This is a genomic window from Pantoea sp. DY-5 (genome assembly GCF_019795955.1).
GTDB classification, from domain to species: Bacteria; Pseudomonadota; Gammaproteobacteria; order Enterobacterales; family Enterobacteriaceae; genus Pantoea; species Pantoea leporis.
Map to the genome: position 1 here is coordinate 138,156 of NZ_JAIMIE010000003.1, position 16,184 is coordinate 154,339.

The following is a 16,184-nucleotide window of genomic DNA, read 5'->3' on the forward strand; positions in this document are numbered from 1 at the left end:
TGGAGTTCACGTGACCGATCCGCGCGCAGGTTTTCTGCTTACCCGACATTGGCGAGATACGCCGACTGGCAGCGAAGTGGTGCTGTGGCTGGCCACCGACAGCGGCCCGCAGCGGCTGGTGCTGCCTGCCCAGGAATCCGTGGCGTTTGTGCCTGAAGAGTTTCGCACGCCAACCGAAGCGCTGATCCGCGACGAACGCCATACGCGCCTGCAAACGCTGGAGCTGAAGGATTTCCGCCGCCGCCCGGTGTTTGGCCTCTATTGCCGCAGCAATCGTCAGCTGCAAAATCTGGAAAAGCGCCTGCGTGAAAACGGCATTCCGGTCTATGAAGCGGATATTCGGCCACCCGAACGCTATTTGATGGAGCGCTTTATCACCGCGCCGGTGTGGTTTAGCGGTGAAACACGCGGTGACAGCGTGGTCAACGCGCGTCTGAAACCGCATCCTGATTACCGTCCGCAGCTGAAATGGGTATCGCTGGATATCGAAACCACGCAGCACGGTGAGCTCTACTGCATCGGGCTGGAAGGCTGCGGTCAGCGCCAGGTTTACATGCTCGGTCCGCCCAACGGCGATGCCAGCACGCTCGATTTTGAACTGATCTATGTTGATAGCCGCCCGCAGCTGCTTGAGCAGCTCAACGCGTGGTTTGAGCGGCATGAACCGGATGTGATTATTGGCTGGAATGTAGTGCAGTTCGATCTGCGCGTACTGCAGAAACACGCCGATCGCTACGGCATTCCGCTGCGTTTAGGGCGTCAGAAGCAGGCGCTGGAGTGGCGCGAGCACGGCTTCAAACCTGGTGTGTTCTTCGCGCAGGCAACGGGCCGCTTGATTATTGATGGTATCGACGCGCTCAAATCTGCCTTCTGGGATTTCCCCTCTTTCAGCCTTGAAGCGGTCTCGCGCCAGCTGCTTGGTGAAGGCAAGGCCATCAATAATCCGTGGGATCGCATGGAAGAGATCAACTGGCGCTTTGCCAATGATAAACCGGCGCTGGCGAAATATAATCTCAAGGATTGCGAGCTGGTGACGCGCATTTTCCAGCACACCGCCATCATGCCGTTCCTGCTGGAACGCGCCACGGTGAATGGCTTAGCGGTGGATCGTCACGGCGGTTCAGTGGCGGCCTTTGGTCATCTCTATATCCCACGCATGCACCGTGCCGGTTTCGTGGCGCCGAATCTCGGCGAAGTGGCACCTGAAGCCAGCCCCGGCGGCTACGTGATGGATTCGCGGCCCGGCCTGTACGATTCGGTGCTGGTGCTGGATTACAAAAGCCTCTATCCCTCAATTATTCGCACCTTCCTTATCGATCCGGTGGGTTTGGTGGAGGGTCTGGCGCACCCGGATGACGCCGATTCCGTGCCCGGCTTCCGCAATGCGCGCTTTTCCCGTGAAACCCACTGTTTACCGGCGATTGTCGAGCAGATTTGGCAAGGGCGTGAAGCCGCCAAGCGCGACAACAACAAACCGCTGTCGCAGGCGCTGAAAATTATCATGAATGCTTTTTATGGCGTGCTCGGCACCAGCGCCTGCCGCTTCTTCGATCCGCGCCTCGCGTCATCCATCACCCTGCGCGGCCACGCCATCATGCAGCAAACGCGCGAGCTGATTGAAGCGGAAGGCTTTGATGTGATTTACGGCGATACCGATTCCACCTTCGTCTGGCTGAAAGGCGCGCACAGTGAAGCGGAGGCGACGGCGATTGGTCGTCATCTCGCTGAACAGGTGAACGGCTGGTGGCGGCAGCATCTGCAATCGACTTATGGGCTGGAGAGCGCGCTGGAGCTGGAGTATGAAACGCACTTCAGCCGTTTCCTGATGCCTACCATTCGCGGCGCCGAACAGGGCAGCAAAAAGCGCTATGCCGGCATGATTCGCAACGAGGGCGGCGAGCGGCTGGTGTTTAAAGGCCTCGAATCAGTGCGCACCGACTGGACGCCGCTGGCGCAGCAGTTCCAGCAAAATCTGTATGGCCGTATTTTCCGTGGCGAGCAGTGGCAGGATTACATTCGCGAAACGGTGGCGCAGCTGCTGAACGGTGAACTCGACGATCAGCTGGTGTATAAAAAACGCCTGCGGCGCGCGCTGAAAGATTACGAGCGCAATGTGCCGCCACATGTGCGCGCTGCGCGTCTCGCCGATGAGCAAAACCGCAAGCTGCAGCGCCCGCTGCAGTATCAAAACGGTGGCTCGATCCGCTATGTGATGGCCACGGCCGGACCGGAACCGCTCGAGGCGCGTAATACGCCCCTCGACTACGATCATTACGTCACCAAACAGCTGCAGCCGGTGGCTGACGGCATTTTGCCGTTCGTCGGTGACGACTTTGCTACACTCATTACTGGGCAGCTGGGGCTTTTTTGACAGGTGACGAATGCCTTGCCATCCAGTACCATAGCGCCCTTCCTGATTCTCACCGCACTCACAATCTGACCAAACACCCGTTTGGCGGTTGGGTATTGCCTGAGTACAGGTGAACTTCTTTATGGCATGTCAGAGAGTCGAGCAAAAAATATATGGTTTTTACACTGGGTCAGCGCTGGATTAGTGATACGGAAAGTGAACTGGGATTGGGCACGGTGGTCGCGCTCGATACGCGCATGATCACCATGCTTTTTCCGGCAACCGGCGAAAACCGCCTGTATGCCCGAAACGATTCTCCGGTCACTCGTGTGATTTTCAATCCGGGTGACACCATCACCAGCCACGAAGGCTGGCAGATGACCGTCGATGAAGTCCGCAACGAAAACGATTTAATGACTTACATCGGCACACGTCTCGACACCGAAGAAGCGGGCGTCGTCATGCGCGAAGTGATGCTGGACAGCAAACTGGTGTTCAGCAAGCCGCAGGATCGCCTGTTCGCCGGTCAGCTCGACCGCATGGACCGCTTTGCGCTGCGTTTCCGCGCACGCAAATACCACAGCGAGCAATACCGCCTGCCGATCAGCGGCCTGCGCGGGATGCGCACCAATTTGATTCCGCATCAGCTGCACATCGCTCACGATGTCGGCCGTCGCCACGCGCCGCGCGTGCTGCTGGCAGATGAAGTGGGCTTGGGTAAAACCATTGAAGCCGGGATGATCATCCAGCAACAGCTGCTGGCCGGTCGTGCCGAGCGTGTGCTGATTGTGGTGCCGGAAACGCTGCAACATCAGTGGCTGGTGGAAATGCTGCGTCGCTTTAACCTGCGCTTTGCGCTGTTTGATGACGATCGCTACACCGAAGCGCAGCACGACAGCGACAATGCCTTTGAAACCGAGCAGCTGATTATCTGTTCGCTCGATTTTGTACGCCGTAACAAGCAGCGTCTTGAGCTGCTGGCCGATGCCGAGTGGGATCTGCTGGTGGTTGATGAAGCGCACCATCTGGCATGGAGCGAAGACGCACCGAGCCGCGAATATCAGGTTATCGAGCAGCTGGCAGAGAAAACCGCTGGCGTACTGTTGCTGACTGCCACGCCAGAACAGCTGGGCTTAGAGAGCCACTTTGCGCGTCTGCGTCTGCTCGACCCAAATCGTTTCCACGATTTCGGCCAGTTTGTCGAAGAGCAGCAGCATTATCGTCCGGTGGCAGATGCGGTGAGCTCGCTGCTGGCCGACCACGCCATCAGCAAAGATGAGATGAACCTGATTAACGATCTGATCGGTGAACAGGATATCGAGCCGCTGCTGCAAGTGGCGAACAGCGATCGCGATGGCAAAGAAGACGCGCGTAAAGAGCTGGTCTCGATGCTGATGGATCGCCACGGCACCAGCCGCGTGCTGTTCCGTAACACCCGTAACGGCGTGAAGGGCTTCCCGAAACGCGAGCTGCACCAGATTCGTCTGCCGCTGCCGGCGCAGTATCAAACCGCGATTAAAGTCTCCGGCATCATGGGCACGCGCAAAAGCGCAGAAGAGCGCGCGCGTGACATGCTGTATCCCGAGCAGATTTATCAGGAATTTGAAGGCGATAGCGGTACATGGTGGAACTTCGATCCGCGCGTTGAGTGGCTGATGGGTTACCTCACCAGCAACCGCAAAGAGAAAGTGCTGGTGATCTGCGCCAAAGCCGCCACCGCGCTGCAGCTGGAGCAGGTGCTGCGTGAGCGCGAAGGCATCCGTGCCGCCGTGTTCCACGAAGGCTTGTCGATTATCGAACGCGACCGCGCAGCAGCCTTCTTCGCCTCCGAAGAGGATGGCGCGCAGGTGTTGCTGTGTTCCGAAATCGGTTCTGAAGGCCGTAACTTCCAGTTCGCCAGCCGTTTGGTGATGTTCGATTTGCCGTTCAACCCGGATCTGCTGGAGCAGCGTATCGGTCGTCTCGATCGTATCGGCCAGATGCATGACATCCAGATTCTGGTGCCGTGGCTGGAAAAAACCGCGCAGGCGGTGCTGCTGCGCTGGTATCACGAAGGGTTGGATGCGTTTGAACACACCTGCCCAACTGGCCGCGCCATTTATGACAACGAGTACAATCAGCTGATTGAATATCTTGCCGCGCCGGAAAATCCGCAGGGACTCGATGAGTTCATCAGCGCAAGCCGCAAGCAGCACGATGCGCTGAAATCACAGCTGGAACAGGGACGCGATCGCTTACTGGAACTGAACTCCAACGGCGGTGAAGCCGCTCAGGAGCTGGCAAATGCCATCGGCGAGCAGGACAACGATACCGATCTGGTTAACTTTGCGCTGAACCTGTTCGATATCGTCGGCATCAATCAGGAAGACCGCAGCGATAGCCTGATCGTGCTGACGCCGTCCGATCACATGCTGGTGCCTGATTTCCCTGGCCTGCCGGAAGAGGGTTGCACCGTGACCTTTAACCGCAACCAGGCGCTGTCGCGCGAAGATACCCAGTTTATTACCTGGGAACATCCGCTGATCCTCAACGGCCTCGACCTGATCCTTTCGGGCGATACCGGTAGCTGTGCGCTGTCGCTGCTGAAGAACAAGGCGCTGCCGGTCGGGACGCTGCTGGTCGAGATGATCTATGTGGTTGAAGCGCAAGCGCCGAAAAGTCTGCAGCTCACCCGCTTCCTGCCGCCAACGCCGGTGCGTTTACTGATGGATCGCGCCGGGAACAATCTGGCGGGCAAAGTGGAGTTTGAAAGCTTTAACCGTCAGCTGAATGCGGTGAATCGTCATACCGGCAGCAAGCTGGTGAATGCGGTGCAGCAAGACGTGCACGAGATTCTGACCCAGGCCGAAAAAGCGATCGTTCCGGAAGCGCAGGCGATTATCGCGGCAGCGAAAGTGGAAGCCGAAGAGAAACTCGGTGCTGAGCTGTCACGTCTCGAAGCGCTGCGCGCGGTTAACCCCAACATCCGTGATGACGAGGTTGAAGCGCTGGAAAGCAATCGCGAACAGGTGTTGGAAAGCCTGGGCGATGCAGGCTGGCGTCTCGATGCGCTGCGTCTGATCGTTGTCACGCACCAATAATGTTCAGGACCGCGACATCATGCTGATGGAAGCTTACAACCCGCCGCTCGAACCCTGGCTGCATATTCTGTATCAGGACGAGCACATTATGGTAGTGAATAAACCGAGCGGGTTGCTGTCGGTGCCGGGCCGTCTCGAAGAGCACAAGGATAGCGTGATGACGCGCATCCAGCGTGATTTCCCACAGGCGGAATCGGTGCACCGTCTCGATATGGCTACCAGCGGCGTGATCGTCGTGGCCCTGAATAAAGCGGCTGAGCGTGAGCTCAAGCGACAGTTCCGTGAGCGCGAGCCTTCCAAATACTATGTGGCGCGCGTGTGGGGCCATCCAGCGGCAGAAGAGGGTTTGATCGATCTGCCGCTGATTTGCGACTGGCCGAATCGGCCGAAGCAGATGGTGTGTTTCGAGAACGGCAAAGCGGCGCAGACCGAATATCAGGTGCTGGAGTATGAAGCCACGAACAGTGCGCGCGTCAAGCTTAAGCCAATTACCGGACGCTCACACCAGCTGCGTGTGCATCTGCTGGCGCTGGGGCATCCGATTCTTGGCGACCGCTTTTATGCACATGATGAGGCGCTGGCGATGGCGCCGCGTTTGCAGTTGCATGCGGAGTCGCTGACGATCACCCATCCGGCGTTTGGCAATAGCATGACGTTCAGGCAGCCGGCGGGATTTTAGTGTTGGAGATGCTGCCCCTCCTCGGTCCGTGCTTGCAGTCCCTCTCCTCGTTCCGTGCTTGCTGCCCCCCACCTCGGTCCTCCCCCATAAATGGGGGAGGAAGATGTTGCTACATGTTAGTGATGAAGCTGCATGGGGCAGTATCTCCTTCCCCCTCTTGCGGGGGAAGACCGGGATGGGGGACAGCAATAAAATTATTTAAACCCCTTCTCCTTACGAATCAGATCGTAAGCCGCCTGAATCTCCTGCGCTTTCTGCTTCGCCATCTCCATCATTTCCGGCGGTAAACCTTTCGCCACCAGCTTGTCGGGATGATGTTCGCTCATTAGCTTACGGTAGGCGCGCTTGATGGTGGTGCCATCATCGCTGCTTTTCACGCCCAGCACGCTGCAGGCATCTTCCAGCGTAGGACCGCGTTGCGCCTGCTGATAGGCGCCGCCGCGGGAAGAACCGCCACCACCAAACTGCTGACCGCCTTCCATCATGCGCAGGAACTGATCGAACTGTGCGCGTGAAATACCCAGCTCTTCGGCAATCACATACAGCACCTGACGTTCGTTGGGATGCAGTGAACCATCAGCGAAGGCGGCCTGGATTTGGATTTCCAGAAACATCCGAATCAAATCAAACCGGCCAAAGCAGGCGCTGCGCAGCTCGCGCAGTTTACTGCGCAACGGATAGTCGCTCTGTTTACCTTCACGGAACGCACGCTGCGCGGCAGTGCGCGCATCGCCATGCAGCTGCATGCGATCCATAAATAAGGAAGCAATCTGGATATCCGCTTCGGTGACGCGCCCTTTTGATTTGGTCAAATGGCCCATCACCTGAAATGTGGTACTGAAAAACAGCGTCTGACGCGCCTGGTTATTGGCGAAATAGCCCTGTCCTTTTACGCTGCGCACTTTGTCAAACATGTGACCAATGATCAGACCCAGTACAATGCCCCAAAAGCCTGCCCCGGAAAATATCCCGAGCGCCAGACCAATTACTTTTCCCCAGTAGCGCATAAACTCCTCAATTCGCCATGCTTGCGGCTGAAAATTGCATTATCATACCTGTCATTTATCTCAGCGCCTAACGGCAACGCGGGCAGACAAGGATTAACACTGGCGCAACGCCGGGCAGTAAGTTAGTCTCTGACCGGATTGTCGGCATGATGCCAGTTTTCATGGAATTATCGAAACCGCGTATGAAAAAACGTATACCTACCTTGCTGGCTACCATGATTGGTGCAGCGCTTTATAGCCAGTCATCACTCGCCGACGATCTGATGTCGCAGTGCATGCTGGGCGTGCCGAGTTACAACCGCCCGCTGGTCAATGGCGACACCAACTCGCTGCCGGTCACCATCCATTCTGATTCCGCCAAAGGCAACTATCCGGATGATGCGGTGTTCACCGGTAACGTCGACGTGCAGCAAGGCAATAGCCGCCTGCGTTCCGATGAGGTGCAGCTGCATCAACGTCAGCAGGAAGGACAAACCACGCCGGTTCGTACCGTGGATGCGCTGGGTAATGTGCACTATGACGATAATCAGGTCATCCTCAAAGGTCCGAAAGCCTGGTCAAATCTGAACACCAAAGACACCAACGTGTGGAACGGTGATTATCAGATGGTTGGCCGTCAGGGCCGCGGCGATGCCGATCAGATGAAACTGCGCGGTAACAATCGCTACACCATTCTGGAAAACGGCAGCTTTACCTCCTGTTTGCCGGGTTCCAACAGCTGGAGCGTGGTCGGTTCCGAAGTGATCCAGGACCGCGAGGAAGAAGTCGCGGAAATCTGGAACGCCCGCTTTAAGCTCGGCAATGTGCCGGTCTTTTACAGCCCTTATTTACAGCTACCGATTGGCGATCGCCGCCGCTCCGGGTTCCTGATCCCGAATGCGAAATACGGCAGTAATAACGGCTTCGAGTTCATGCTGCCGTATTACTGGAACATCGCGCCGCAGGCCGATGCCACCATCACGCCGCACTATATGGAAAAACGGGGTCTGCAGCTGCAGAACGAATTCCGCTATTTGACAGTGTTTGGTGCTGGCTTGATGGAGCTGGATTATCTGCAGTCAGATAAGCAGTACGACAATGACAAAGCAGTGCGTGGTATCGCGCAGGACGATAGTTCCGATCGCTGGCTGTTCTACTGGCGCCATTCGGGTGTATACGACCAGCACTGGCGCTTCAACGCTGACTACACCAAAGTAAGCGACCCCTATTACTTCAACGATCTTGAGTCGAAGTACTACAGCTCCACCGATGGTTACGCCACGCAGAAATTCAGCCTTGGCTACGCGGATACCAACTGGGACGCGACGCTGTCGACCAAAGACTTCCAGGTGTTTGGTAACACCAGCAACAGCAACGTCTATCGTGCGATGCCGCAGCTCGATCTGAACTTCTATCAGAACGATATGGGGCCGTTTGATGGTCGAATCTTTGCGCAGGCGGTGAAATTTACCAACGTGAATAGCCAGATGCCTGAAACCACGCGTCTGCATGTTGAGCCAACGTTGAATTTGCCGCTGTCTAACGGCTGGGCGAGTCTCGATACCGAAGCGAAATTCCTGGCAACCCATTATCAGCAGGATGACGTTGAGTATTACAACACCTCGGTTAATACCGCTCGTGATAATCAGCTGGAAAACTCGGTCAACCGCACGCTGCCCCAGTTCAAAGTGGATGGCCGCCTGGTGTTTGACCGCGATATGGACTGGGAACCAGGCTATACGCAAACGCTGGAACCGCGTGTTCAGTACCTTTATGTCCCCTATCGTAACCAGAGCAATATCTATCCGTACGACTCGACGTTGCTGCAAACCGACTACACCGGCCTGTTCCGCGATCGTACCTATAGCGGCCTGGATCGCATCGCTTCAGCAAATGAAGTGGCGACCGGCGTAACCACGCGTATTTATGATAACGATCTGGTTGAACGTTTTAACGTTTCTGTGGGTCAAATCTACTCGTTTACCCCGTCTCGTACCGGCGTAAACCAGACGAACCAGGAAGATGACACCGGCAGCCTGGTTTGGGCCGGCGACACGTACTGGAAAATCAGCGATCGCTGGGGGGCGCGTGGCGGTCTGCAATATGACACCCGCCTCGATAACGTCGCGCAGGGCAATGCGGTAGTTGAGTATCGTCAGGATGCCGATCGTATGGTGCAGCTGAGCTATCGCTACAGCAGCCCGGAATATGTGGCGCAGGCGCTGAATAACTCAAGCCTGGTGACTAACCCGATCTATAAAAACGGGATTTCACAGGTGGGCGGCACTGCCAGCTGGCCGATTGCGGATGCCTGGTCACTGGTGGGCGGTTATTACTACGATACCCGCAACAGTCGTCCGGCTGAACAGCTGGTCGGCCTGCAGTACAGCTCGTGCTGCTATGCCATTCGTCTGGGTTACGAACGCAAGATCAACGGTTGGGAAAACAACGACAGTAAGTATGACAACCAAATCTCATTCAACATTGAGCTGCGTGGTCTGAGTTCTAACTATGGCTTAGGCACCAACGAAATGCTGCGTCAGGGCATCATCCCTTACCAGCGCGCTTTCTGATGTTGTGATGTTTGACAGGCTCTCCCGCAGTGCGGAAACAACAATGGATAAAGTATGAAGAACTGGAGAATGCTGATTCTTGGTGTAGCGATTACCGCTAACACTGCGTTCGCAGCCCCACAAGTGGTTGATAAAGTTGCCGCAGTCGTGAACAACGGCGTGGTACTGGAAAGTGACGTTGATAACATGATGCGCACCGTGAAATCACAGGCGCAGCAGGCAAACCAGCAACTCCCTGATGACAAAACCTTACGTCATCAGATCCTTGAACGTCAGGTCATGGATGCCATCATTCTGCAAATGGGTGAAAGAGCGGGCGTGCAGATTACCGATCAGCAGCTGGATCAGGCAATTCAGAACATTGCCGCCCAAAACCGCATGAGCCTCGATCAGCTGCGTAGCCGTCTGGCCTACGACGGTATGAACTACAACGATTATCGTGCGCAGATCCGCAAAGAGATGCTGATTTCAGAAGTGCGTAACAACGAAGTGCGTCGCCGCGTCACTATCCTGCCGCAGGAAGTGGATACGCTGGCTACGCAGGTGGGTGCGCAGAACACGCAAGGTACTGAGCTTAACATCAGCCAGATTCTGCTGCCGCTGTCAGAAAACCCGACGCAGCAGCAGGTTGACGACCAGGAAACGCTGGCGCGCCAACTGGTTGCTCAGCTGAAAGGCGGTGCAGACTTCGGCAAGCTGGCCGTGACTTACTCAGCCGATCCGCAGGCGCTGAAAGGCGGCAACATGGGTTGGGGCAAAATCGAAGAGCTGCCAACGCTGTTCTCGCAGGCGCTGAGCACCGCGAAGAAAGGCGATATCGTCGGTCCAATCCGTTCAGGTGTTGGTTTCCACATCCTGAAGGTGAACGACCTGCGTGGCGAAAGCAAAAGCATCTCTGTGACTGAGGTGCATGCGCGTCACATTCTGCTGAAGCCTTCACCGATCCTGACCGACGCTCAGGCGCAGGCCAAAATCGAACAGATTGCAGCGGATATTAAAAGCGGTAAAACCACCTTCGCCGCAGCGGCCAAACAGTTCTCCGACGATCCGGGTTCGGCTAACCAGGGCGGCGATCTCGGCTGGGCATCTCCAGAAATTTACGATCCGGCATTCCGCGATGCATTGCTGAAGCTGCAGAAAGGCCAGGTCAGCCAGCCGGTTCACTCCTCATTTGGCTGGCACTTGATTCAGTTACTGGATACGCGTCAGGTTGATAAGACCGATGCCGCGCAGAAAGAGCGCGCCTATCGCATGCTGTTCAACCGTAAATTCGCGGAAGAAGCGCAAACCTGGATGCAGGAACAGCGCGCCAGTGCTTACGTGAAAATTCTGGATAACAATGGTCAGTAATTATCGAGTGGTGATCACGCCCGGCGAACCCGCCGGGATTGGTCCCGACCTCACCCTGCAACTGGCGCAGCAAAACTGGCCGGTTGAATTGGTGGTCTGCTGCGACGGCGAGCTTTTGCGCCGTCGCGCTGCTTTATTGGGTTTGCCGCTGACGCTACGTGATTATCAACCTGGCGTTGCGGCACAACCGCAGCAGGCCGGCACGCTTACGCTGCTGCAGGTCGATACCGCTCAGCCAGTGACCGCCGGAGAACTCTGCGTCGCAAACAGTCACTACGTGCTGGAAACCCTGATGCGCGCCTGTGACGGTTGTCTGAACGGCGAATTTGCCGCGCTGATTACCGGTCCGGTGCACAAAGGCGTGATCAACGATGCGGGCATTCCGTTTACCGGTCATACCGAATTTTTTGCCGATCGCGCCGGTGGCGATTTAGTGGTGATGATGCTGGCAACAGAAGAGTTGCGTGTGGCATTGGCTACCACACATCTGCCGCTGAAAGATGTTTCTGCCGCAATTACCCGCGACACGCTGCATGAAGTGATCACCATTCTGCATCGGGATCTGCAGCAGAAGTTTGGTTTACCGCATCCTCATATCTTCGTCTGCGGCCTTAATCCGCATGCCGGCGAGAGCGGCCATATGGGCCGCGAAGAGATTGATACTATCATTCCGGCCCTCAACGAACTGCGCCAGCAAGGCATCCAACTTACCGGACCTCTGCCAGCCGATACGCTGTTCCAGCCGAAATATCTGCAACATGCCGATGCGGTTCTGGCGATGTATCACGACCAGGGCTTGCCGGTGCTAAAATTTCAGGGGTTTGGCCGCGCGGTGAATATCACACTTGGCCTGCCCTTTATCCGGACTTCTGTCGATCACGGCACCGCGCTTGAATTAGCCGGTCTCGGTCAGGCAGAACCGGGCAGCTTTATCACGGCGCTTAATCTCGCCATCACTATGATCAAGAGCAGTAATGAATAATCGCGTCCATCAGGGGCATTACGCCCGTAAACGTTTCGGGCAGAACTTCCTGAACGATCAGTACATTATCGATAGCATTGTCTCCGCCATTCACCCGCAAAAAGGTGAAGCTATCGTGGAAATCGGCCCCGGCTTGGGTGCATTAACCGAGCCGGTAGGCGAACGTCTGGATGAGCTGACCGTGGTCGAGCTGGACCGCGACCTTGCTGCGCGTCTGCAAACGCACCCGTTCCTCGGTCCTAAGCTGACCATTTTCCAGCAGGATGCGATGACCTTTGATTTCTCTGCGCTGGCGCAAGAGAAAGGCCAGCCGCTGCGCGTGTTCGGCAACCTACCGTACAACATCTCGACGCCGCTGATGTTCCACCTTTTCAGCTATACTGGTTCGATTAAAGATATGCACTTCATGCTGCAGAAAGAAGTGGTGAATCGTTTAGTCGCCGGTCCGGGCAGCAAAGCTTATGGTCGTTTGAGCGTGATGGCGCAGTACTATTGCCAGGTTATTCCTGTGCTGGAGGTGCCACCAGAATCCTTCACGCCGGCACCGAAAGTGGAATCGGCCGTGGTGCGTTTAGTGCCGTACATGCAGCCACAGTATCCGGTCAGCGATATTCGTCTGCTGAGCCGTATCACCACGGAAGCCTTTGGTAAACGCCGTAAAACGCTGCGCAACAGCCTTGCTCATATGTTTGCGGCTGGTGCGCTGGATCAATTAGAAATCGATGCCTCGCTGCGTGCAGAGAACGTCTCTGTGGCGCAATATTGCCAACTGGCAAACTGGTTGAGCAAGCATCAGGCAGAAACTCCGGAGAGTTGAGTGCATGAGTGATTTGGCCCGCGTCTGTATCCATGTGCATAGTCAGTATGTGGAGTCGCAATCCTTGCCCGACGAGGATCGCTACGTGTTTGCCTACACCATCACCATTCGCAATTTGGGGCGCAGCAACGTCCAGCTGCGTAGCCGCTATTGGCTGATCACCAACGGCAACGGTCGCGAGACTGAAGTGCAAGGTGAAGGCGTGGTCGGCGAACAGCCGCACATTGCGGCCGGCGGCGAGTATCAGTACACCAGCGGCGCGATTCTGGAAACGCCGATGGGCACCATGCAAGGCCACTATGTGATGATCGACGATGCGGGCGAAGAGTTCCACGTCGAGATTCCGGTGTTCCGACTCGCGGTGCAAACCCACATTCACTAATCCTCCTCCGCCCGGCCCGTCCGGGCGGCGCGTTTTAATCGGACTGACAATGAGTACATACCTGATTGGCGATGTTCATGGCTGTTATGACGAGCTTCGTGCGCTGTTGGCGCAGGTTGACTTCGATCCGCAGCAGGACACCTTATGGCTTACCGGCGATTTGGTGGCGCGCGGCCCCGGTTCGCTCGATGTGCTGCGCTATGTAAAATCGCTGGGAAATTGCGTGCGCCTGGTGCTGGGTAATCATGACCTGCATTTGCTGGCGGTGTATGCCGGTATCAGCCGCAACAAGCCGAAAGATCGCCTGACGCCGCTGCTGGAAGCCGATGATGCCGATGAGTTGATCAACTGGTTACGTCGTCAGCCGCTGTTGCAGGTAGATGAAGAGAAGAAGCTGTTGATGGCGCATGCGGGCATTACGCCGCAATGGGATTTAGAGACGGCGCAGCTGTGCGCGCGTGAAGTGGAAGCGGTGCTCTCCAGCGACAGCTATCCGCTGTTTCTGGATGCGATGTATGGCGACATGCCAAACAACTGGACGCCGGAACTCAGCGGTCTGGCGCGACTGCGCTTTAGCACTAATGCGCTGACGCGCATGCGCTTCTGCTTCCCGAACGGCCAGCTGGATATGATCTGCAAAGAGTCGCCTGAATCAGCGCCGCCGCCGCTCAAGCCGTGGTTTAAGGTGCCGGGCAAAATCGACAGCGACTATACGCAGATCTTTGGTCACTGGGCATCGCTGGAAGGTAAAGGCACACCGGAACATGTGATTGGTCTGGATACCGGCTGCTGCTGGGGTGGAACATTGACGCTGCTGCATTGGGAAACTAAACAGTATTACGTACAGGCATCCAATCGCGAACAGGCGATGGCCGAAAGCGCGGTGAGTGCGCATCCACCGTTAAGTGATACGCCGTAAATAAAAAACCCCGCATAAGCGGGGTTTTTTATGGTTCGCCATCACTGGCAACGTTACGTGCGGCGATCAAGGATCTCGAAGCAGTAGCTGTGCGAGTTCTGCTCATCGGCGTCATGAAATTCGCTGAAGGTTGACTGCCACTCGTCCGGTTCGTAATCCGGGAACTGCGTATCCCCTTCCACTTCCGCATCGATATGGGTCAGGTAGAGGCGATCCGCGCGAGCCAGCATCTGCTCGTAAACGCGTCCACCACCAATCACCATCATCTCTTCGACATCACCCGCCGCTTTTACCGCCTCTTCCAGCGATGTCACCCAGGTGACGCCTTCATGGTTGCCCGGCTGGCTGCTGACCACAATGTTCAGGCGTCCAGGAAGCGGGCGGCCTATCGATTCAAAGGTCAGACGACCCATAATCACCGGCTTATTCAAGGTATTACGTTTGAACCATGCCAAATCTGCAGGCAGGTTCCATGGCATGGCGTTTTCCATACCAATAATGCGATCCGCTGCCAGTGCCGCGATCAGACTAATCATGTTAAAAGACCTACTGGAAAAAATTGGCGCCATCATACGTAAAGGCGAAACTTTCGTCGATAGGCCGCCCCCGCTATTTGCGTAAAGCTCCGATGCCACCGCACTTTTGTTATTGGACAGAGTTTTACACCGACTTTCCCGGCAATTGCGGGGCGAGGAGCCAGAAATTGCTGACGAGGCGGCACAACTCGGCGCGAAACGTCGCGTTATTGGTATCGCAGTGTAAAGAAAAGCGCACTCTGTGCAAAAAAAGAAAACGGCTCCCGCAGGAGCCGTTGAAACGCTTTAGAAATCGTAGCGTAGACGCACCAGGTTCACGTTGCCCAGTGACTTGTCGGTGCTGGAGGTGATGACATATTCGTAGTCGACACGGAAGCCGTAATCCAGCTGGGCACTCACGCCAACGCCGTTATCAATACGCTTGTAGTCACGTCCGTTGACGAACTCCAGACGGTCGCCCATGAAGTAAGGCTGAATAGATTTCACCGCATACTGACCAATTGGGAATTTGTAGCCAGCAAAGTATTCGATGCCCCACGCGTCATCCGCGAAGTAATTGTTAACGGTATTACGTTTGGTTGGGGAGAAGTTCTCATACCAACCCGCACCGGCTGACAGCGTCCAGTTATCCGGCGTCCAGCTCAGAGCGGTACCGTAGATATTCTGGTCATAGCGTTTGCTGTCGCCATTGCCTGGATTGCGGATATCGGCGCGGGTATAGTTCCACGCGGTTCCCCACGCCAGGTCTTTGGTGATGTGGTAGTTCACACCCAGCGAGCCACCGCCTTTACGCTTGTAGCGTAGGCCGTTGCCTGGCAGGAACTCATTATCTTCAAACAGATACGACGCATACACATCCGCATCGCCGAAGGTATTTTTGTACTTCAGCATTTTGCGCGAACGGTAAGAACCATCGTAATCACCATTGATGCCATTGCCCGGCGCCTGCGCCAGCATGTCGTAATCCCAGATATCGGTCTTCGCTCCTACGACATCGTAGTAAACGCTGTTCTGCTGACCAAAGTAGAGCTCACCCAAGGTGGCGCTTTTGAAGCCAGTATAAAGTTGGCGGCGCGAGGTGTTATTCGCACCATCTGCATGATGATTGTCCCAACCCCACCAGGCCGGGAAGTTAACGCCCAACTCGTAGTAACCGACCCAGCTTACGTCGTCGAACAGGTAATAATTGGCGCTGAAGCGGAAGCGTGAGCCACCGTCGTAGCCATTACGTTTGTACGATTTGTCGTTCACGCCATTCTGATGTTGGAACTGCGGACGAATACTGCCGCCCACTTTGAAGTCGAGACGGCTTAGCGCATCGCCCGCCTGTGGATCCTGCTTGAGTAAAGTAATTTCCGCCTGGCTGGCGAGTGGCGCCGCTGCGAGTAACGCAGCAATAGCGCTGAGAGTGAAAGCACGCATTTGCATTTTTTATATCCCAGTTAAGGTGAGCGCTCTATTGGTGAGCGAGCGAAATAGTACGGTGCGCTAACTGGGATCTTATTTATAATTTTGTGCGGATATTCCGAG

General features: G+C 55.9%; 12 protein-coding genes. 9 read left to right on the forward strand and 3 right to left on the reverse strand.

The features are described from left to right. Positions 1-10 precede the first annotated feature (10 nt). The 3 genes from polB (at position 11) to rluA (ending at position 6,109) form a co-directional block, all read left to right on the forward strand. Positions 11-2,371 carry a DNA polymerase II gene (polB, locus tag K5Y30_RS11720; RefSeq protein WP_222211516.1) on the forward strand — a complete coding sequence of 787 codons (2,361 nt, stop codon included), beginning with the start codon at positions 11-13 and terminating at the stop codon, positions 2,369-2,371. Positions 2,372-2,523: 152 nt separating this feature from the next. Further along, positions 2,524-5,430, forward strand: a complete 2,907-nt coding sequence (rapA, locus tag K5Y30_RS11725) for an RNA polymerase-associated protein RapA (protein ID WP_101762134.1) — start codon at positions 2,524-2,526, stop codon at positions 5,428-5,430. A gap of 19 nt (positions 5,431-5,449) precedes the next feature. Continuing rightward, positions 5,450-6,109: a bifunctional tRNA pseudouridine(32) synthase/23S rRNA pseudouridine(746) synthase RluA gene (gene rluA / locus K5Y30_RS11730; protein WP_137385141.1), complete on the forward strand. Its 660-nt coding sequence runs from the start codon at positions 5,450-5,452 to the stop codon at positions 6,107-6,109. A 194-nt stretch (positions 6,110-6,303) separates the two neighbouring features. Here the strand turns inward: rluA and djlA are convergent, their stop codons facing one another. Further along, entirely contained in the window at positions 6,304-7,116 is an 813-nt protein-coding gene (djlA, locus tag K5Y30_RS11735) for a co-chaperone DjlA (protein WP_061718138.1), read from the reverse strand. Positions 7,117-7,298: 182 nt separating this feature from the next. On the opposite strand from djlA, the gene lptD reads away from it, so the two are divergent. From lptD to apaH, 6 genes are read left to right on the forward strand one after another with little or no spacing between them, the layout of a single operon-like run. Beyond that, positions 7,299-9,668, forward strand: a complete 2,370-nt coding sequence (gene lptD / locus K5Y30_RS11740; protein WP_225614463.1) for an LPS assembly protein LptD — start codon at positions 7,299-7,301, stop codon at positions 9,666-9,668. 54 nt (positions 9,669-9,722) lie between these two features. Beyond that, complete coding sequence (gene surA / locus K5Y30_RS11745) at positions 9,723-11,018, forward strand: peptidylprolyl isomerase SurA (RefSeq protein ID WP_101762137.1); 1,296 nt, start codon at positions 9,723-9,725, stop codon at positions 11,016-11,018. Then, complete coding sequence (gene pdxA / locus K5Y30_RS11750) at positions 11,008-12,000, forward strand: 4-hydroxythreonine-4-phosphate dehydrogenase PdxA (protein WP_137385139.1); 993 nt, start codon at positions 11,008-11,010, stop codon at positions 11,998-12,000. The genes surA and pdxA overlap by 11 nt, the downstream gene beginning before the upstream one ends. Then, a complete protein-coding gene (rsmA, locus tag K5Y30_RS11755; RefSeq protein ID WP_008108647.1) occupies positions 11,993-12,817 on the forward strand; it encodes a 16S rRNA (adenine(1518)-N(6)/adenine(1519)-N(6))-dimethyltransferase RsmA in 825 nt (274 codons plus the stop codon). The genes pdxA and rsmA overlap by 8 nt, the downstream gene beginning before the upstream one ends. A gap of 4 nt (positions 12,818-12,821) precedes the next feature. Further along, positions 12,822-13,199, forward strand: a complete 378-nt coding sequence (gene apaG / locus K5Y30_RS11760; protein WP_101762139.1) for a Co2+/Mg2+ efflux protein ApaG — start codon at positions 12,822-12,824, stop codon at positions 13,197-13,199. 49 nt (positions 13,200-13,248) lie between these two features. After that, positions 13,249-14,118: a bis(5'-nucleosyl)-tetraphosphatase (symmetrical) ApaH gene (gene apaH / locus K5Y30_RS11765; protein WP_110867508.1), complete on the forward strand. Its 870-nt coding sequence runs from the start codon at positions 13,249-13,251 to the stop codon at positions 14,116-14,118. Between the two features lie 53 nt (positions 14,119-14,171). Here apaH and folA read toward each other — a convergent pair whose 3' ends face one another. Continuing rightward, positions 14,172-14,654 (reverse strand): type 3 dihydrofolate reductase, encoded by a 483-nt coding sequence (folA, locus tag K5Y30_RS11770; RefSeq protein ID WP_137385137.1) that lies wholly within the window; start codon positions 14,652-14,654, stop codon positions 14,172-14,174. A gap of 285 nt (positions 14,655-14,939) precedes the next feature. Further along, entirely contained in the window at positions 14,940-16,082 is a 1,143-nt protein-coding gene (locus K5Y30_RS11775) for a porin (RefSeq protein ID WP_101762142.1), read from the reverse strand. Positions 16,083-16,184 lie beyond the last annotated feature (102 nt).